Below are 19,897 nucleotides of genomic sequence, written 5' to 3' on the forward strand. Positions count from 1 at the left end.
TTAAATGGCAAGGACTTTTAAATTGACTTATACATATGGAAGTCATATCATAGTAATTGCAGGGATTGCTTTAATTTTAACCTATGGCATCCAAAGCAACCCCGTTTTTGTAATTTGTGCTACAATAGTAATGTTTGTGATATTATTTTTAGATTTAAAAGATATTGCACTTATTGAATTAAATGAATTGTCACTAAAATTAATATATCGCCCATTTTATAAATCAAAGCACTATGAATATTATCTTCAAGAATTAGAAAAAGTTTCTGTATATTATAGTTTCACAAAAGGCCATACAACTGTTATTTTTGTTAAACTTAAAGATAAAGATACAACGATTGAGCACGTGGTTGCTATGAGTGTATTTAAGGCACAGGAATTAATAACTGTATTTCGAAATTTATATGTGAAAGTTGAAGAGCTAAATCAACCTATGGTTCCAGGGAAAATTATATCTTTACCTTGATGAAAAAGTTCATCTACTATGATGTGGAATATTAATAGTGGTATGTTGTTGACCCGAAAGCAAGTAAGTTTCCTGCTTGGAGTCCATATGCTTTTTGTTTAAATAATCCAATACTCTTAATGGATCCCGATGGGCAAGAGCCAATAAAGCCACAAGCAGGCACAGTTGGTGGTTTTATTGCATTTTTGAATAATACCAGTACGCGAATGGGGACATTAACTGGCGGTAATGCTCAAGATGCTATGCGTAGGTTAGCAAAAATAGACTGGAGTGGCAGGAAACCTAGACCTGCAACAACAGCACCGTTTAACCTTCAAGCCGATAGATATATCTATACTGAAAAAGGCGGCTGGATGGATATGTCACACTTTATGTTCTATGCAGGTACAGCATATAAGTACAAAGAAGAAAAACCACAGGCACAAAGTTTAGTACAATCAATGAAAGATGCAGGTATCCCATATTCTGAAATTCCGAAAAATTTAATTTCAAGTTCTATGATGGATCCAGTAGGGGAAGCTGTTCAAGGTGGCTATCATCAAGAAATGGGAGATAAATTATTTGCGAAATGGTCTTCTTATAGTTATGAAGATTTACCAACTGATAAATTTGCGGCTGATTTTGGTGCTAATTATTTTGACCCAAAAAGTAAATTAAGCTTAGGTGAGCAAATTCAAAATTATTTAAACAATAATTTGAAAGCTACTATGCCCGATAAAGCCCCTAATTATAATAGTCTGCCAATGGTTGAACCGACAGAAAAGCATTCAAGAACAAATCATTCCACAAAACCTGTTTACACAAAGGATAATCCATAACCTATGAAGCCATTTGTTAGTTTAATTATAGCGGTATATTTTTTGTTGAGTTTATTTGGTTGTAAGAGCAACCGAGAAAGAAGTTTAATGCAACAGGGTAACGAGTTTATAGAAAAAATTGAGAAATACAAGAAAGATAATAATAAACTTCCTACATCATTATCCGCTATTGGTATAGCTATAAAAAATGAGTCCGACCCACCTATTTATTACGAAAGAAAGGATAGTATTCATTATACAGTATCATTTGGAACTACATTAGGAGAGTCTAAAATTTATTATTCCGATAGTAAAAAATGGGAAGATAGATACCGAGAAATGAAATAAGCCTTGCAGAAATGCAAGGCTTATTTCATTTACAGCATAGCCACATTTTTATTAAAGAAATCTTTGAACTTCTTTTTAGTGAGAGTAATCTCAATCAGAATATGATGCCATGGATCATCGCGTAATGAAAAAAATAAACTATGCCGGAGGAAGTTTAGACACGTTGACGTATTATATTTACGATGCACAAGGAAATGTGCTTAGTACGTATCAAAAAGTAAAACAAACAAGTGGGGGAAGTTATGCACATGTCCGGCTGCAGGATATAAAATTATACGGAAGTGAAAGATTGGGAAACATGAAAGTGGATAGTTTTATGTATGCTACGGCGAGACTTGGAAGTGCAGGAGTGGTAAGAAACTATTCAATGGGTAAAAAAATATATGAGCTTACGGATCATTTGGGTAATGTCTATTCTACAATAACGGATAGACGATTGGGATCTGGCACAGCTGGGCAGGTAGTAACTGTCTGGAATCCAGATGTATTGACAGCACAGGATTATTTACCCTATGGAATGCCGATTTATGATAAGCTTTATAAAGCAAATATTACTTCTTATTACAAATATGCATTCAACGGAAAAGAAAAAGACGATGAAACTAAAGGAGCATTCAATAGCTATGATTATGGATATAGGATTTATGATCCGAGGGTTTGTAGGTTTTTGAGCGTAGATCCATTGAAATTCTACCCTAGCCAAGTGGATAAGTCGCCATATGCATCGTTCTGGAGTAATCCTATTAAGTATAATGATCCTGACGGTAGATGTCCGCAATGTTTACCTGGATTTATCATAGGTTTTGTTTCAGATGCAATTATCCAAATTGCATCAAATAAAATTCAGGGTAAACCAGCATTTGAGAATTTTTCTTTTTCATCAGCTACTATTTCTGGTGGAGCAGGTATGCTAAGTGGTGGTGTTTCATCTCTTGCTAAGTTAGGCAAATTTAGTCAGATTGCACTTAATACTACTATTGATGCATCTGAATCAGTAACAAAGCAAGTAGTACAGAGTGGTAGCATCTCTGCAACCCAACTAATTTCAGATATAGCCTTAGGTGGTTTAGGTAATCAATCTAAAGTTGTTAATAATTCTAACATTAAAATAAAAGAAAATGCACTTAATAGGTCTCAACGAATTGGAAAAGAAAATAAAATTAGATTAGCTAAAAGTGATTTGAGTTTTGCAAATTTATCAAATGCAGCATCTGGTAGTTTAATTGGAGACGCCTTGCAAAAAACATCAGATGAATTCAGAGATAAATTAAAGCCAAATGGATTAGGAATGTATATGATGAAGCCAGTAGAAATTGCAAGTGATAATACTAGGGTTGTTTTGCCGCTTTTGGAAAATAAATAATAATGCGAAGCAGAATTGCATATTTAGTGTATTTTTTATTCTTCATTTTTGTTGCAATCTATTTTTATAGAGAAGCTTCCTTTGATCATAAAGTAATGATAGATGGAAATTTAATCACTGTTGAAATAGCCGAGCAACCAGTATTGGGAAGAGAGTGTTTTTTGTATGTCAAGTATGATGATAAAATTTATTCTGTGAAGGTTTCGAAAAATGAGTGTATTGAAGGAGTATATAAAGTAAAGGAAAATATTACTTTAAAATATTTAAGAGAAATTGACCATTTTGTGTACCCAAAAAGAAAAACTGAAATCATATATTATTTAAGTTTATTATTTTTTATAATTCCAATATTTTGTTTAATTCAACTAATGAAAAAACCTATGCATAATTAAGTGAATAAATTTTTTGTTATCATTTTAAGAATCAAATCTAATATAAAAAGCGTTTTAGATTTTAATCTCTTTCTGGCAACTATAACAGTTTAATTTGTAAATAATTTTTAGCTATTGTCAAAAATTTAATCACCATAAAAATTACTTTATGAGATCTCTCTTTTATTTTTTAATTCTCACAACGATTATTGTTTATTCTTGCCTGCCTGAGGATAAGCAAGTTCCATCTGATTTTGTTGTCGATGCCAATCTTAAAGGATCGGAAAAATATTTACATGACCAGGCAGCAGAAATACTATTTGATTCTTGTTGTCAATGCCAATTAAAGGTGGTAAGAATTCACGATTGTAATAATTGCGCTGACACATTAATTTGGTTTCTTCGCTCTAATGGTTTTTCGCCCAATGTATATGTAAGCAATTCAACTGTAGTATTTAATACCTGGGGGGATACTATTTGCATACCACATACTGCAGCAATTAAAACTCTTTGTTTTTATTCACGATATGGATACAATCATTATGGAGAAACATTTATTGATTGTGTTCTTCGATGCAAACAAGCTGATGATATTAATTGGAATACTAGAAATATTAGAATTGCTTCTTCTTTTGGACTAGATACCTGCAGTATTGATTCAACAAGTGCCTGGGGTTGTAGAAATATTAAGAATGATTCCATTTGTGGTTTCCTTTTACCTGAGCAAAACGATAATTTTTTAGATTATCCTTGTGATGTTTCAGCATGTTGTCTTGATGAACTATAGTAGAACCATCTTATTTTATTTATGAACGAAAGAAGAGAATTTTGCTTAAGTAGAGTTCGCTTTGATGCCTGTAATAGGTTAGTATTAAAAGTGAAACAAATGAGTGTAGTTAGTGATTATTCAGAAATAGGAATTATAAACCTATTTAACAATCATTGTCGTAATCGCACTAAATGGCCTGCTCGGCTTTCCATCAATCATAAGTTTTAAATAAATTTTATAGTTAGGAAGATTAATAAAATCCTCAACATCAAATTCAAGATACATTTTGATTAGCTTAATTTATCGCAGTTCACTCTGTTCCATCACTTGCAGCACTGTCGTGCTCCATCCGGCTATTGGCGGAAACGTTCTTTCATACAGCATCTTCTGTACCTATTCTATAAGAAATAACAGTTCCGGCATTTCCAAGTACAGCACTTTTAATATCATCATCCTATTGGTTCATGTATTGATGAGTTAAAGTCATTCCAACTTTGAATTTGCGTAATTCAGAAAACATAATGACCAAAGATTACGCAGTAAAGTTTTGAAACTCGTCCATAGTTTACAACTATAAGAACAAAACCCTAATGCTTATTTATGTATCGGAATATATTCTGGTTTGCTAAAATCCAATGAGAATAATAATTAAAAAAATTATACATTTTATCGATTTTCATTCAAGAAATCTAAGTATAAGGATTAATTGTTAGAACAATAAATTGTCTGATTAATAGGGGGCTATTCCAGACAATAGCTCTTGCTATATAACTTCTGATTTAAAAGATTATTTGAAAAATAGCTATTATATGGACCAGATACATGGAAGACCATTCCATCCTCAAACGCAAGGCAAGATTGAGCGATATCATAGGACAATGAAAAACGTAATATAACTTGATAATTATTACTGCCCTGAGGAATTGGAAAGAGCTTTAGAAAAATTTGTGGAAACTTATAACAATGAAAGATACCATGAATCACTAGAGAATTTAACTCCTGCAGATGTGTATTTTGGCCGTGCCAAATTCATTATAAAAGAAAGAATTAAACTACAATGTATTAGGGATAGAAAAATTGAATATGAAAAATTATATCCTATTAAAATTATTAATTATAAGCAAAAAGAATTAGCTTTGAATTAATTAGAAACACTACTTAGTGAGAAGTTCAAATTACTTTGACGACATACATTACTGTTCAATGGGTAAATTCAGTTGACTATAATGGATTTACCCATCTTTTTCAGTTACTTATTTTTATTTGGTTCTTATTGGTTTTTATGCCATTTTTGCTTAAAAAATTCATAATTATGAAGTATATACTTTTTATCTTAATCCTTTTTCAATCGTTATCCTTTTCAATCGTTAAAAGTCAAGATTGTTCATTTGCTAAGATTTCTAACGACACATTTTTTCAAGACTACGTAGAGTTTATCTATCCTCAAAGTAATTCAGATAAAATTATAACAATAGGAAGCAGATTTGTGAGAGGATTTTTTGATGATACGACATTCAATGCTCCAATCTTTGAAGTATTTGATTATTGTGGAAATTCAGAAATTAAAATAATTTACAAAGTAATTGATAGATTCCGACTTGCACACAATCGTATCGCCAAAAGTAGTTCTTATTTAACTGAGCCTATAGGAAATAACGCATTGTCGATCTCAAATAATTCATTCTTATTAGTTGATAAAGCCAGTGATACTTTATCAGGTGAACCTTTTCTTCTTTTTATTCCCCTTAACGAATTAGGTAATATCGGCTCTATACATTCATTTCCAATTACTATTGATGAATTCAATTTTAATATTAAGCATGTATTGAAGCTCATTAATGAAAATATTTTGATTATTCTTTGGGATTACCCTTCGGAGAATTATTATTTTTATTATTTTGATAAAGAGTATAATTTTATTTCTAAGAAAGCAGTTGTTTTACCACGAGGTGTTCGCGCTATTAAAGAAATTAGTAATAATGAATTTATTTGTACTTCTTTAAAAAATGATAGTTCAGGGTTTCAATTTTATAAATTAAGCAATTCATTGGAAATAGAGTGGACGGTAAGTCCATACGTGTCCTATGGTTCCGCGAGAGATATCCTTATTAAAAATGATACCATTTATATAGTAGGAGGAATTCATGAAGGAGGAATTCTATTGATATCTGATTTTACTGGAAACGTGCTAAAAGAATACAAGATAAATATTTTTCCTGAGCAAAGATTGTCTGGGATTTTGTTGGGTGAAAACAATGATTTTTTTCTATCTGGTTATATTATTCATCCAAATTCAGATAAACGCGGTGAAGACATTGCAATCATCAAACTTGGTGAAGACAGTATCATAAAGGAGATAAAACTATTTGATTTTAGGAATTCATCGGGCACCAGTGGTCATCAAGGGTATTATACCGACTTCGGAGGTTTCGGTATTGCCAAAGCAAATGATGGAGGCATAATTACTTACGGTGTATCAAAATACGAGAGAACGAGAAACGGCGGAGTTGCGCATGAAGATGCAATTTTGATTAAAACCGAACCTATGATTATTACTTACAATAAAGATGAACCTAAGCTAGAATTTCTTAAATTTGTATTGAAAAGTAATCCTGTTACCAGCTCATTGGAATTAATTGGAAAGACTGAGTTTATTGAGCAATGTTTTGTATATGATATTCACGGTCGACTTTTATCTGTGTATAATCAAAACAGCAACATAATTAATGTATCATTATTAAATTCGGGTACTTACATTTTAAAATTATTAGATAAATCTAATAATTGCCATCAAATTAAATTTGTGAAGATTTAGTGCTTCATTTGGTTGATAAAGTAACGGCGCTAAACCCCCTACTCGGCTTCCCATCAATCATGAGTTTTAAGTAGATTTTGTAATTTGGAAGATTAATAAAATCCTCAACATCAAATTCTGGATACATTTTGATTAGCTTAATTTATCGCAGTTCACACTGTTCCATCACTTGCAGCACTGTCGTGCTCCATCCGCCTATTGGCTGAAACGTTCTGTCATACATAGCATCTTCTGTTCCGATTCTAAAAGAAATAAAAGTTCCGGCATTACCAAGTACAGCACTTTTAATATCATCATCTAATTGATTCTTGTATTGATGAGCTAAAGTCATTCCAACTTTGAATTTGCGTAATTTAGAAAACATATTGACTAATGACAAGTTTTGAAGTTTTGAAACTCGTCCATAGTTTACAACTATAAGAACAAAACCCTAATGATTAATTATGTATCGGACAGTATTCTGGTTTGCAAAAAAGCAATGAAAATAATAACTAAAAATTCGCATTGAACCTTTGTTTCTTAAAGAAGTTTTCTGTGGTTTGTTTCTTCTTTGTTTCCATAATTTGTAAATTTAATTGATCTTGGAAACACTAACTAGTTTTTAGTTATATTTGGTCTACTTTATGCTGACGATTTACAGTTGCCGGATATGGAATTGTTTTATTAATTGAAAAATTAGATCATTAGTAAACGAGTTTTTAAAATATTATGATGAATATAATTAATCTCTTACTTTCGGTAGTATTTTTACTAATTTCACTCATTAAATGTGCAGGTCAAGAATTATGGATGCCGAAAAGGACTAGAAATGTTTCAATTGATGATTCCTTATTTTATCGAAGCTACTTAATTAGAGGTTTTTTAGAGTTACGTAATAATGAGCAAGATTACACTTTGAATAATATAGCCGCTAATTATGCTCATGTTTATGCTTCACCAGATACAGTCTTTAGATACTTGAACTTAAGTATTGAGCATTATCCTCAAGAGGAATGTTGGTTATTATTTGACAGCTTGCAGCATAATATATTTGTGAAAGCTGTGTATGATTTATATTCTGCAATTGATAAAACAAGTTATGAGATGGTAAGAAGGAAGTGTGATAGTATATTAAGTTTAATTAATAAGGATCTACAGTCAAAATTATTAACAATGAGTGTTAATGATCAGGAAATAAGGAGCCACCTCGACTCACTTTATGGTTCTCGACAATTTGATAAGAAAAATATTAAAGCATTACAATTGTGGTCAATTCAAAACAAACGAGATTCTTTAAATCAACATGAATTAGAACTAATTATTAATAAATTTGGCTATCCTGGTAAAACATTAGTTGGACCTAATATTTGTAATGTAGGATTTGATATTATTCTCCATGCCCCGCAAACTTACCAGGAAAAATATCTTCACCTCATAGAAGATGCGAGTACTAAAAACGAATTGGATAAACGATGTTATCCTTTTTTAGTTGATCGAATATTAATGAATAAAGGCAAGAGACAGATTTATGGCACTCAGTTTAAATATAATAATGTTAGCATGAAGTTAGAGCTATACCCAATTGAGGATGCTAAAAATTTGAATCAGAGGAGAAGTATATATCATCTACCACCTTTAAAAGAAGACGTAAATTATATCAATGAAATGGAAAAGAATTCCGATAAATGAGATAAATATTATTTCTTATTATTATTTTATTGTCTCCCCACTAAACGCTCTACTAGGCTTCCCATCAATCAACAGCTTTAAATAAATCTTGTAATTCGCAAGATTAATAAAATCCTCCATATCAAACTCAGGATACATTTTGATTAGCTTAATTTAAAGCAGTTCACACTGTACCATCACTTGCAGCACTGTCGTGCTCCATCCGCCTATTGGCGGAAACGTTCTGTCATACATAGCATCTTCTGTTCCAATTCGGAATGAAATAACAGTTCCGGCGTTACCAAGCACTGCACTTTTAATGTCATCATCAAGTTGATTCATGTACTGATGGGCTAATGTCATACCTACTTTAAATTTTCGTAATTCAGAAAACATGTTGACTAATGACAAGGTGGTGAAGTTGTGAAACTCGTCCATAGTTTACAACTATCAGAACAAAACCCTAATGATTAATTATGTATCGGACAGTATTCTGGTTTGCAAAAAAGCAATGAAAATAATTACTAAAAATTCGCATTGAACCTTTGTTTCTTAATAAAGTTTTCTGTGCTTTGTTTTTTCTTTGTTTCCATAATTTGTAAATTTAATTGATCCTGGAAACACTAACTAGTTTTTAGTTATATTTGGTCCACTTTATGCTGACGATTTACATATAGATTGAACTGCTTTTATTTGACTAACAGATTTCCAAATGGTATCTTGTTATTGATATATTATTTGAAATATTATTGTTAAATTAAATTCATTGAAATGAAAATCTTGTTTTATTTATTGATTGCCTTAACAGGAGTCTCAGGCTTTTTATTCCCATCTATTGAGTCCTTAATTTTGCAAATCGTTGTCCATCTGGGATTATGTGTAGCCTTATACAAAATGAACTACACTGTCGAGGGGATAAGGGTATTGGTTTTATTAATTTGCTTTTCTGTGATTTTTGGATATTTAATTAAGCAGGATTATCTGCAAAAAATTTCCTTCATTACAGGAATAATGAACGCAGTTTTTGGTACGCTTCTGCTTATTATATACGCCACTCCAAAACTCATTAAGGAGTATATGCAAAAAAGGGAACACATTGATTTTTCTCCTATTGATATTTAGGGGATTAAATAGAATTTAACTTCACTTCTGGCAACTTTGTCGGAAGTGTTTTTTTTATATAAAAACACCCTGTCAAAATTGACAGGGTGTAGGTTAAAAACCCGATTATTTGTTTCCTAATTTTTCAAAATACTTTCAGTTTTAATTTCATTTCCTTTTTCTAAAATAGAAAGAAAATAAATTCCTGAATACAAAGACTTAACATCAACAACATTACTGCCTTGACGAAGCTTTTGAATAAGTGCATTTTGACCTAGCTCATCATAAAGACGCAAAATCATTTTTTCTGGATTGTAATCAACAACATTTACAACAAGAAAGTCTTTGCATGGGTTTGGAAAGGTATTTATTTCTACAGCTATCTTTTGATTTATAGTAGAAACTACATTTCCGATTTTAATTGTCCGACATAAAGTATCTGCACCATTTTTGTTTTTCACAATTAGGCATACATTGTAGATACCATTCGCAGAAAATTTATGCAATGGATTCTTCTCCATACTCGTGTTATTGCTACCACTTACAGGGTCTCCAAAATCCCAGCACCAAGTTTCTACTTCATACGCAGACAAATCAGTAAACAGAAAGTCTAAGTAATTGACTGTATCTTGATTGTACCGCCAGTGGCACCAAGGGATATTATCTATCCCAAGAGTATCACATATACTTCCATCTATTGGACCAAGTCTATAATTAGGAAAACTAGGTAGAATTGTTTTTACTGTAATTGACTTTAAGGAATGAGGCTTAAAGCTACAATTGAGACCATTTTCATCTGGCTTGTCAATTACGTCAATTGACCTGCAAGAACTTGATACACCTGCCCCATATATTCTTCCATCAGGGGCTTGTTGCAACATTCCAAAATAAGTAGACCAAAATGAACTAGGCGGTACCACTAATTCTGCATAGCCATCATATTGTGCTATCAATTCCTTTTTAGTTAAACTTTTATCTGATATCGAGTACTGATATAGATTTTTAGCTGTAACTACATAAATTAGTTTGTTATCCGGAGAAAAGGAGCATCCCGTTGACCATGTTTCCTGGAAGGGCAATTGGACGTAGCTTAAATTATCAAGCATACCAGAGCATCGATCAAAAGTGAAAAAATACAGATTATCATATTGAATTTGTCGGTTATCAGATGAAGTGGAAGTGGCAAAATAATTTCCGTTATTTGAGAAAAAGGAATGCCCGAAACCTCCACCCTCTTTTTTCCCAACAAATACTTGCTTATGATGAAGATTGATTCCGTATTTTGTTAAGAGAAAAATATAGTAACCTATATTGTTTCCTTCGGAAACAATCACCCACCAATCTCTTCCATTTGCGTGTTTTGTAGCAGTTAAACATGCATCGTCAAGCGTATCTTTAACAAGACTCACTCTTCGCTTTATAACACTACCCAAAGGATTACTGCTATTGTACTCCACAATTGAATATAACAGTTCATTGCAGGATGCACCGTAATTTTGATACAAACCAGCTGTCTTATGAAACACGATATACTTTTGTGCATAACCCGGATAAGGAACTATTAAAGCTCCTTGATTAATAGACTCACCAGTAGGATAATTATCAACGCCATTTAATTGATTAGCATTTTTCATCAATTGATTTGAAGAGTCCTCTATACTTACACCATTGCACGAGAATAAATAATTGCCTTCATGATCACATATATTTGCTGATGTAACATGAAAATCAATTTTTTTGTACCCATCATAATACATCAACGGATTACCATCTGGAGTTTCAAAATCTAGAAAGGTAGAACCCCATGCAGTATCTAAAGGATTATCCCGGTGACTGTATCCCAATAGCCATTTGAAATCTTCTTTTTGGCTGTAGAGATTTCCTATGAAAATAGGAATGAGTAATAATAGTAAAAGATTTTTCATATTTTAAGATTTAAAAGGTTTAAAAATATGGTTATCTCAATCTTCCAAATAGCCTGAAAGGCTAGGAAACCATATTTTCAAGAAAACCTAGAATCCATTTTTCAAAGATACATATTTCAATTGATTATAATTCAAAATACTACACTTGTACAGTTCCATTATTGGCTTAATCCTTTCTCTAAAAATACATAAAAATGAACAGCCCGTAGAAAAATTCCGCAGGCTGAAATTAATAATTTGGAAAGATTTTCATGAAATCCTTTGTGGAATGAATTGTTATCAATAACACCACCAGATTAGCAAGCGAAGCTGTCAGTGCGACTAACATAATAATCATACTGATAAGCCCAAGAAAGAATACGCACAAGGCAAAACCTGTCCAAAGGACCACTAAAACCATAAAGGATTTTAGTAGCACCATTAAATGTTTACTTTTAATGATCATGGGTCTGAATTTCCGTTTTGTATTGCATAAATGTATTATGAATTTATGAAAGCAAAAAAAAGTTTGAACGAATAAAAAAAATACATCGAGATGAGATATTTCTGTTAAAGAGAAAAAGATATACTCAATGGGAGATAGCGGATTGTATAGGTAAGAATCAATCATCAATATCAAGAGAGTTGAAGAATCGTTTGGTGCGTGGAAAATATATTCCAGAGAAAGCACATCACAAAGCATATGTAAAAACACACAATGCAAGATTACAATTCTCGGCAATCCATAGGAACAAAGAATTAGAAAGGTATGTCATTAAAGAGTTAAAAGAAGGACTACCACCACTTGCCATATCAGGTAGGATGAAGCAAGAGAAGCAAGCATTCTACGCGTCTAAGACAGCCATCTATGATTGGCTCTACAGCTCGTATGGACAGCGATATTGCAAACATCTACCATACAAGAGATATGGCAGAAAAAAGAGAGGGAGAAAGAAGGTAAAAAAAGAATTAATTCCATTTAGAATCAATATTTCCAAGCGTAAAAAGCTCACCGTATTTGATTACGAAGGTGATGCCATGGTATCAAAGAAAAGCAAGGTGGCCCTCATTGTGATACACAATCTAAAGACTATGTATGGTGATGTGAGAAAAGTTCCAAATCTAAAACCACACACAGCTTTTCTGGCTTTTAGAGAGATGCTTGGTTATGTAAAAGCTAAATCAATCACCTTCGACAACGGACAAGAAAATCGTTTACATCGTAATTTAAAAATACAAACATTCTTTTGTGATCCTCATGCTCCGTGGCAAATGCCTGGAGTTGAGAACATGAATCGATATATTAGAAAGTATATTAAAAAGAAAACTGATATCGGAATGTATTCAGAGAAATTCATTAAAGATATAGTGGAAAAATACAACAATACACCCAAACAAAAATTTAAATGGAAAACTCCAAATGAATTGATGCAAGAGAAAAAACTATTTAAAAAACAAAAAATCCGCTCTCGCGGAATTATGCAATGACGGGCGGAATATCAGGGTTGCAATTTTGTTTTATATAAACATATCCAAGATACAAAGTCAAGAAAGCATTGCTTTTAAAAGGTAAATGCTTAGATACACTTTGTATTTTTATCTGCTACAATAATAATATGAATCCAAAGATAAGTATTACCCATTTTTTAATGGTCTTAGTCATCATAGCGGTTTTGGTAGTAGGTGGAGGAACATACTATTTTATCCATGAAAATAGTACAAAGCAAAAACAAGCTATTTTGAAATTGGATGAAAATGCAAAAAGTGAAATCTGGAACTTGATTTATTCTAGCCTCATAAACGATTTTAAACCTCTTGCAAACTACAGCGTCTTTGAGCCAGATAAAAACAGAATTATAATAAATCTTAAAGGATCAATGGTTGTCGTAAAGGTGGGAGTGTTTTTTAAACTCCCTACAGGAAGTATTAGTACAGAAACGGGGAAGGAAATAAATACCGAAGGAATTGATTATTATGATTATGAAATAACTATAGTAAACAGTGCTTATCAAATTTCTAAAAAATCAAAAACTCCAGCTTTTTCAGAAGACAATTCACAAATTAAAAAATAAAGTTGAATAAAAAAACTCGCCAGTTTCCCAACAAGTTCTGTTTTAATACCTATCTCTTAATTAGTATCTCCTTCTTGAGAAGCAAGTTGTTCTCCTCTATTGAAAGAAAATAACTTCCGAAAGATAATGGCCTTGTATCAATGATATTACTTCCTTGATAAAGCTTCTGTGTTAAGATGCTTTGCCCAAGTTGATTGTAGAGATGAAGCACCATTTTTTCTGGATTGTAATCGAGGACATTCACAACCAGAAAATCTTTACATGGATTCGGAAGTGTATTTATTTCTATACCTATTTTTTGATTTTCAGTAGAAACAACATTTCCAATCTTGATTGTCCGACATAAAGTATCTGCACCATTTTTGTTTTTCACAATTAGGCATACACTGTAGATACCATTCGCAGAAAATCTATGCAATGGATTCTTCTCCATGCTCGTGTTATTGCTACCACTTGCAGGGTCTCCAAAATCCCAGCACCAAATTTCTACTTCATAAGCGGACAAATCTGTAAATACAAAGTTGAGATAATTAACTGTATCTTGATTGTATCTCCAATGGCACCATGGAATATTGTCGATACCCAGACTATCACAGCCACTTCCATCAATTGGTCCAAGTCGATAATTTGGAAAGTTCGGTATACAAGATTTCGGACTTGTGGAACTAATACCATGCTGTACATAATTACATAATACGCCTTCTTCATTTGGATTGTTAATTATATGCAGGGCATTAAAAGTATAATTGGTAGATGAATTATATATTCTGCCATCCGGAGCTTGTTGCATTAACCCAAATTTTGTTAGTATGTGCCAATTAACAGGATGAAGTTCTTTATAACCATCATATTGGGCAATTAACTTTTGGTCAGTTAGTTTATTATCTTTTATACTAAACTGATAAAGATTATCAACTCCAGCCACATACAAGAATCGATTGTCAGATGAAAATGAGCACCCAGCAGACCAATCATCTTGCTCTCCGAGCTTAATAAGCTGATAGTTAAAAAGATTTCCTTCACATCTGTCAAATTGGAAAAAATTAATACTATATCTACGCCTTACCAAATGATCGTCTAATGCGCTTACAAAGTATTCACCATTGTTTGAAAAAAATGCTTGACCGCTTTCACCTCTATTTCTAATTCCGGGAAATAAAAAGTATTTATGGAACTTAACACCTGCAGGAGAAGCGATGTAAATATAATAACCAACCCTCGTGTCTTCTGATACAATTATCCACCAATCACGTCCATTTGCGTGTTTTACACCAATCAAACAACCGTCATCAAGAGTGTCTTTTAGTATGGAGATTCTTCTTCCAGTCATTTTTCCCTCACCATTATTTTTAGTCATGTCAATAGATGAATACCAGAGGCCAGTATTGGCTAATCCGTAATTCTGAATGTAATCGTAGTCAACAAAGAAAAGCAAATATTGATTGGATTTTTCGGGATACGGAATAATGAAAGATCCTTGTGATTGGGCAGTTCCAAGCTCTGGGTATTTAGTACCATCATTACTTAGTGCATCAGCATTCTGCATTAATTTGTCAGTTGGGCCTTCGACAAATGCTCCATTGAAAGCAAAAAGATAATTACCATCTGAATCACATATATTGGCTGAATTTGTCGAAAAATCAATCTTCTTGTATTTTTCTTCGTAAAAGATTGGATTGCCATCAGCTGTGTTGAAATCCATAATACTAGAGCCAAAGCCTGTATCCAAAGGGTTGTCTGCGAAACTATATCCCAATAGCCATTTGAAGTCATGCTTTTGAGCTTCTACATACAAGCAAACGAAAGTAAAAATTGAGAGTAGAAATAACTTTTTCATAATATTATGATTTAAAAGGTTTAAAAATATGGTTATCTCAAACCTCCAAGCAAATTGGAAGGCTGAAAAACCATATTTTTTAAAAACCCAGAATCCATTTTTCAAAGATACATATTTCAATTGATTATACTATAAAATATCACCCTTGTACACTGCTATTCTTAGCATAATCCTTTCTTCAAAGGCACCTAAAAATAAACAGCCCGTAGAAAAATTCCGCAGGCTGAAATTAATAATTTGGAAAGATTTTCATGAATTCCTTTGTAGAATGAATAGTTATCAATAACACCACCAGCTTAGAAAGTGAAGCTGTCAGTGCGACTAACATAATAATCATACTGATAAGCCCTAGAAAGAATACGCATAAAACAAAACCTGTCCAAAGGACCACTAAAACCATAAAGGATTTTAGTAGCACCATTAAATGTTTACTTTTAATGATCATGGGTTGCAATTTTGTTTTATATAAACATATCCAAGATACAAAGTCAAGCAAGCTTTATAATTCAATTATTATTGATGGTAAATTTACGAAGTTCTGCTATACTTGTTTTTACGAGTGCATGGAACATTATTAGTTCGGAAACCCAAACACTACGCCCGCTAGAGTTTGTCAAGACTGTATAAAATGACAATGTGACAATTTTTGAAATAAAAAAAAGCGAATGAACTAGGTTGCTCATCCGCTTTAAACTGAACGTTTAATTTAATTCTTAATGATAATTTCTTTTTTCAATAGGGAATTCTGTTCCTGTATTGAAAGGAAGTAAACACCTTTTTCATATTCTTTCATTCCTATCACATTGCTTCCCTGATAAAGCTTTTGTGCTAAAACTATCTGTCCAAGTTGATTGGACAAATTCAATAACATTTTCTCTGGATTGTATTCCAAAACATTTACTACTAAGTAATCTTTGCATGGATTTGGAAAGACATTTATTTCTACCTCTAATTTTTGATTTTCAGTAGAAACTACATTTCCGATTTTAATAGTCCGGCACAAAGTATCTGCACCGTTTTTATTCTTCACAATAAGACAAACAGTATAAACACCATTTGTAGAAAATTCATGCATAGGATTCTTCTCCATACTCGTGTTGGTATTTCCACTAGCAGGGTCTCCAAAATCCCAACACCATTGTTCAACTTCATAAGCACTCAGATCGGTGAATTCAAAATTCAAGTAATCGCTTGTATCCTGATTGTAACTCCACCAACACCAAGGTACATTGTTGATGCCAAGAGTATCGCAACTACTTCCATCAATTGGGCCAAGTCGGAAATTTGGAAAACTTGGAATAGCTGTCTTAACTGTAGGTGACCAAGCAGAATGCGGTTTAAAATCACAATCCTTACCTATAAGATTGGGATTATTAATAACATCAAGAGAACGATAAGAACCCAAAGGTAGCATTCCATAAATTTTTCCATTCGGAGCTAGTTGAAGCATTCCAAACTCAGTTAAATATCCTGAATTTGGAGGGGCAACTAATTCGACATAACCATCATAACCAGCTATTTTTCTCTGGTTTTTTAATTCATTACCAGAAATCTCGAATTGGTAAATTGTATCTGCGGTAGCAACATACAACAATTTGGAATCAGTTGAAAAAGAGCAACCGGTACCCCAGGTGGGTTGATAAGGGAATCGCTTGTATGTTAAGTCTCCTAACTTGCCAGTACAACGATCAAAAGTAAAAAAATACAAATAATTCCAAGCAAGTGCAAGACTACTTCCTGCTGATACAGCTGTTGCGAAATACTTTCCGTCATTACTGAAAAAAGATAATCCAAATCCACCGTTACCTCTGAAACCTTCAAAGGTTTGCTTTGACATTAATTCTAATCCTTTGTCAGAAAGTAGATAGACATAATATCCGATATGATTGCCTTCGGAAATAACTATCCACCAATCTCTGCCGTTCGCATGTTTAACAGCTGATACATTTTCAGCGAGTGTGTCTCTTAGAAAACTTTTTCTCTTATGTATTACTTTTCCCTTAGGATAATTAGAGGATAGTTCAACAATTGAATAGAAATACTCCGGATTTGTTATCCCATAATCTGGTAAAGAAGATTCTAGGGTATGAAATAGAATATACTTCGATTTATCACATGGATATGGCAGAATCAAAGCGCCTTGAAGGGCAACTTCTCCAATATCATTATATTTCCTAGCACCATCTGAAAGTTGATCTCCATTTTGCATTAAATGTCCTGAAGAATCCTCAATATAAGATCCATTACAAGAGAACAAATATTCTCCGTCATCATCAGAAATTATTGCAGATGTAATAGCAAACTGAATTTTTTTAGCACTATCGTATCGAAATACAGGATTTCCATCTGGTGTATCAAAATCTATTATCGTGATACCCCAGTTAGTGTCAATGGGGTTCCATGTTGAATATCCGAGCAACCATTTAAAGTCATTCTTTTGACCAAAAGAAATTGTAGCGAGAATGAAATTAAAAACAAGCGTTAAAAGAAGAAATAATTTTTTCATGATATAAGATTTAAAAGGTTATAAAATATGGTTATCTCAAACTTCCAAGCAAATTGGAAGGCTGAAAAACCATATTTTTTCAAAACCTAGAATCCATTTTTCAAAGATACATGTTTCAATTCATTATACTATAAATTATTACACTTGTACACTGCTATTCTTGGCCTAATCCTTTCTCCAAAAATACATAAAAATAAACAGCCCGCAGAAAAATTCCGCAGGCTGAATGTAATTTAATCAGGATAGATTTTCATAAACTCTTTCATGGAGTGAAGTATCACCATAAGCATGGCAAAACCAAAAAGGGAAGCAAACAGTGTTGTAAACATAATAAACTTACCTATCAATCCACAAAAGAATACACATAAAATAAATACTATCCAGACTGCCACCAAAGCCATTAGAGCTTTAAGGAGGAGCATTAATTTTTTTGATTTCATCTTTGCTAATTTACTTTATATAAACATACCTAAGATATAAAGTCAGCAAGCCGTTTATGGTTCAAATATGTTGATTCATTCCTTTACTTTCCCAATATTCATCTATATACTTATTAGTATTAGTATTAATAAATAATTTAATAATTATATGAAGAAATTTAGTTCAAAAAGTATTTTAATAACACATAGCGGATTTGCTTCTTGGTATGTTTTACAATATAAATATGACCATATTCCGTTTGTTACAAAAATTAGAGTTAATGCAACTATTTCTGGAAATATTAATTAGTGTATGTTGTCATACGAAGAAATTTAATCTAAAACTATTAATATATTTTTTAATCTTATTGAGTTGCAATAGTCTTAGTTGGAATAAACATAAAAATGAGAATCAATTTTTAAGCTTTGAATATTTCGATTTTTTAAGCAGGTTGGATAGCTTTAAAGTAAAAAATAAAGATACTAATCAACTGAATTATGTAAGAATGGATTATTATTTAGTTTCTGGAGTTACAAATGTTAAAACTATCGGGCCAAAAATAGATAGTTTTGTTTGTAATTTGTTAGACACAATGAAATTCGAAACTTATCACCAATTTTTTATTAGTTTCTATAAGAAAACTGATATTACAAACAAGGAAAATTTATTTAAGTATAAAGATGATTTTTATCGTCACTCGGAATATAATGATAGATTAATAGTTTATGAATGGCAACAAAAAAGTATTCACTTAAAGCATGTATATCCGGAAGGTAATATTAACGAAGTTGAAACAATTAATAACTTTGATTGTGGCAAATCAAGATTAGATAAATACTAAAACTTTTACATAACATTACATAGTGATTATAGGCAATTAGCTGTATTAGTACTAAAAGGCCTACTCGGCTTCCCATCAATCATAAGCTTAATATAAATCTTGTAATTGGGTAAATTGATAAAATCTGTAACATCAAATTCAAGATACATTTTGATTAGCTTAATTTAAAGCAGTTCACACTGTACCATCACTTGCAGCACTGTCGTGCTCCATCCGCCTATTGGCGGAAACGTTCTGTCATACATAGTATCTTCTGTTCCGATTCTAAATGAAATAACAGTTCCGGCATTACCATGCACAGCACTTTTAATATCATCATCAAGTTGATTCATGTATTCATGGGCTAATGTCATACCTACTTTGAACTTAAATAGTTCAGAAAACAAATTGACCAAGGATAGAGTTGTGAAGTTGTGAAACTCGTCTATAATTTACAACTATCAGGAGAAAAACCTAATGCTTATTTATGTATCGGAATATATTGTGGTTTGCAAAAAACCAATGAAAATAATAACTAAAAATTCGCATTGAACCTTTGTTTCTTAATGAAGTTTTCTGTGCTTTGTTTTTTCTTTGTTTCCATAATTTGTTAATTTAGTTGATCTTGGAAACACTAACAAGTTTTTAGTTATATTTGGTC

Annotated in this window: 18 protein-coding genes; 12 read left to right on the top strand and 6 right to left on the bottom strand. The window is 32.2% G+C overall.

The window, feature by feature from the left end; translation table 11 throughout:
• Positions 1–4 precede the first annotated feature (4 nt).
• The 7 genes from IPO86_05415 (at position 5) to IPO86_05445 (ending at position 6,929) form a co-directional block, all read left to right on the top strand.
• Positions 5–466 (top strand): hypothetical protein, encoded by a 462-nt coding sequence (locus tag IPO86_05415; GenBank protein ID MBK9727539.1) that lies wholly within the window; start codon positions 5–7, stop codon positions 464–466.
• Positions 467–825: 359 nt separating this feature from the next.
• Positions 826–1,284 (top strand): hypothetical protein, encoded by a 459-nt coding sequence (locus IPO86_05420; GenBank protein ID MBK9727540.1) that lies wholly within the window; start codon positions 826–828, stop codon positions 1,282–1,284.
• A gap of 87 nt (positions 1,285–1,371) precedes the next feature.
• Entirely contained in the window at positions 1,372–1,611 is a 240-nt protein-coding gene (locus IPO86_05425) for a hypothetical protein (GenBank protein MBK9727541.1), read from the top strand.
• A gap of 109 nt (positions 1,612–1,720) precedes the next feature.
• Entirely contained in the window at positions 1,721–2,974 is a 1,254-nt protein-coding gene (locus tag IPO86_05430; protein ID MBK9727542.1) for an RHS repeat-associated core domain-containing protein, read from the top strand.
• A 2-nt stretch (positions 2,975–2,976) separates the two neighbouring features.
• Complete coding sequence (locus tag IPO86_05435) at positions 2,977–3,366, top strand: hypothetical protein (GenBank protein ID MBK9727543.1); 390 nt, start codon at positions 2,977–2,979, stop codon at positions 3,364–3,366.
• 148 nt (positions 3,367–3,514) lie between these two features.
• The gene (locus tag IPO86_05440) at positions 3,515–4,132 is read left to right on the top strand and encodes a hypothetical protein (protein ID MBK9727544.1); all 618 of its coding nucleotides are present in this window, start codon (positions 3,515–3,517) and stop codon (positions 4,130–4,132) included.
• A gap of 1,294 nt (positions 4,133–5,426) precedes the next feature.
• Positions 5,427–6,929: a T9SS type A sorting domain-containing protein gene (locus tag IPO86_05445; protein ID MBK9727545.1), complete on the top strand. Its 1,503-nt coding sequence runs from the start codon at positions 5,427–5,429 to the stop codon at positions 6,927–6,929.
• A gap of 142 nt (positions 6,930–7,071) precedes the next feature.
• Here IPO86_05445 and IPO86_05450 read toward each other — a convergent pair whose 3' ends face one another.
• Positions 7,072–7,260 (bottom strand): hypothetical protein, encoded by a 189-nt coding sequence (locus IPO86_05450; protein ID MBK9727546.1) that lies wholly within the window; start codon positions 7,258–7,260, stop codon positions 7,072–7,074.
• Between the two features lie 458 nt (positions 7,261–7,718).
• Here IPO86_05450 and IPO86_05455 point away from each other — a divergent pair, with 458 nt between their 5' ends.
• Complete coding sequence (locus tag IPO86_05455) at positions 7,719–8,597, top strand: hypothetical protein (GenBank protein MBK9727547.1); 879 nt, start codon at positions 7,719–7,721, stop codon at positions 8,595–8,597.
• A 153-nt stretch (positions 8,598–8,750) separates the two neighbouring features.
• On the opposite strand, the gene IPO86_05460 is transcribed toward IPO86_05455, so the two are convergent.
• Positions 8,751–8,939: a hypothetical protein gene (locus tag IPO86_05460; protein MBK9727548.1), complete on the bottom strand. Its 189-nt coding sequence runs from the start codon at positions 8,937–8,939 to the stop codon at positions 8,751–8,753.
• Between the two features lie 408 nt (positions 8,940–9,347).
• Between IPO86_05460 and IPO86_05465 the strand changes: the two genes are divergently transcribed.
• On the top strand, positions 9,348–9,698 hold the full coding sequence (locus tag IPO86_05465) for a hypothetical protein (GenBank protein ID MBK9727549.1): 351 nt from the start codon (positions 9,348–9,350) through the stop codon (positions 9,696–9,698).
• Positions 9,699–9,814: 116 nt separating this feature from the next.
• Here IPO86_05465 and IPO86_05470 read toward each other — a convergent pair whose 3' ends face one another.
• Positions 9,815–11,602, bottom strand: coding sequence for a T9SS type A sorting domain-containing protein (locus IPO86_05470; protein ID MBK9727550.1), 1,788 nt, complete (start codon positions 11,600–11,602; stop codon positions 9,815–9,817).
• A gap of 624 nt (positions 11,603–12,226) precedes the next feature.
• On the opposite strand from IPO86_05470, the gene IPO86_05475 reads away from it, so the two are divergent.
• Both IPO86_05475 and IPO86_05480 read left to right on the top strand, forming a co-directional pair.
• Complete coding sequence (locus tag IPO86_05475; protein MBK9727551.1) at positions 12,227–13,069, top strand: IS30 family transposase; 843 nt, start codon at positions 12,227–12,229, stop codon at positions 13,067–13,069.
• Positions 13,070–13,197: 128 nt separating this feature from the next.
• Positions 13,198–13,653 (top strand): hypothetical protein, encoded by a 456-nt coding sequence (locus tag IPO86_05480; protein ID MBK9727552.1) that lies wholly within the window; start codon positions 13,198–13,200, stop codon positions 13,651–13,653.
• Positions 13,654–13,702: 49 nt separating this feature from the next.
• On the opposite strand, the gene IPO86_05485 is transcribed toward IPO86_05480, so the two are convergent.
• Complete coding sequence (locus IPO86_05485) at positions 13,703–15,490, bottom strand: T9SS type A sorting domain-containing protein (protein ID MBK9727553.1); 1,788 nt, start codon at positions 15,488–15,490, stop codon at positions 13,703–13,705.
• A gap of 706 nt (positions 15,491–16,196) precedes the next feature.
• Positions 16,197–17,996 carry a T9SS type A sorting domain-containing protein gene (locus IPO86_05490; protein ID MBK9727554.1) on the bottom strand — a complete coding sequence of 600 codons (1,800 nt, stop codon included), beginning with the start codon at positions 17,994–17,996 and terminating at the stop codon, positions 16,197–16,199.
• Positions 17,997–18,696: 700 nt separating this feature from the next.
• Between IPO86_05490 and IPO86_05495 the strand changes: the two genes are divergently transcribed.
• Positions 18,697–19,257 carry a hypothetical protein gene (locus IPO86_05495; GenBank protein ID MBK9727555.1) on the top strand — a complete coding sequence of 187 codons (561 nt, stop codon included), beginning with the start codon at positions 18,697–18,699 and terminating at the stop codon, positions 19,255–19,257.
• A gap of 164 nt (positions 19,258–19,421) precedes the next feature.
• Here the strand turns inward: IPO86_05495 and IPO86_05500 are convergent, their stop codons facing one another.
• On the bottom strand, positions 19,422–19,610 hold the full coding sequence (locus IPO86_05500; protein ID MBK9727556.1) for a hypothetical protein: 189 nt from the start codon (positions 19,608–19,610) through the stop codon (positions 19,422–19,424).
• Positions 19,611–19,897 lie beyond the last annotated feature (287 nt).

Source organism: Saprospiraceae bacterium, assembly GCA_016717265.1.
GTDB lineage: Bacteria > Bacteroidota > Bacteroidia > Chitinophagales > Saprospiraceae > Vicinibacter.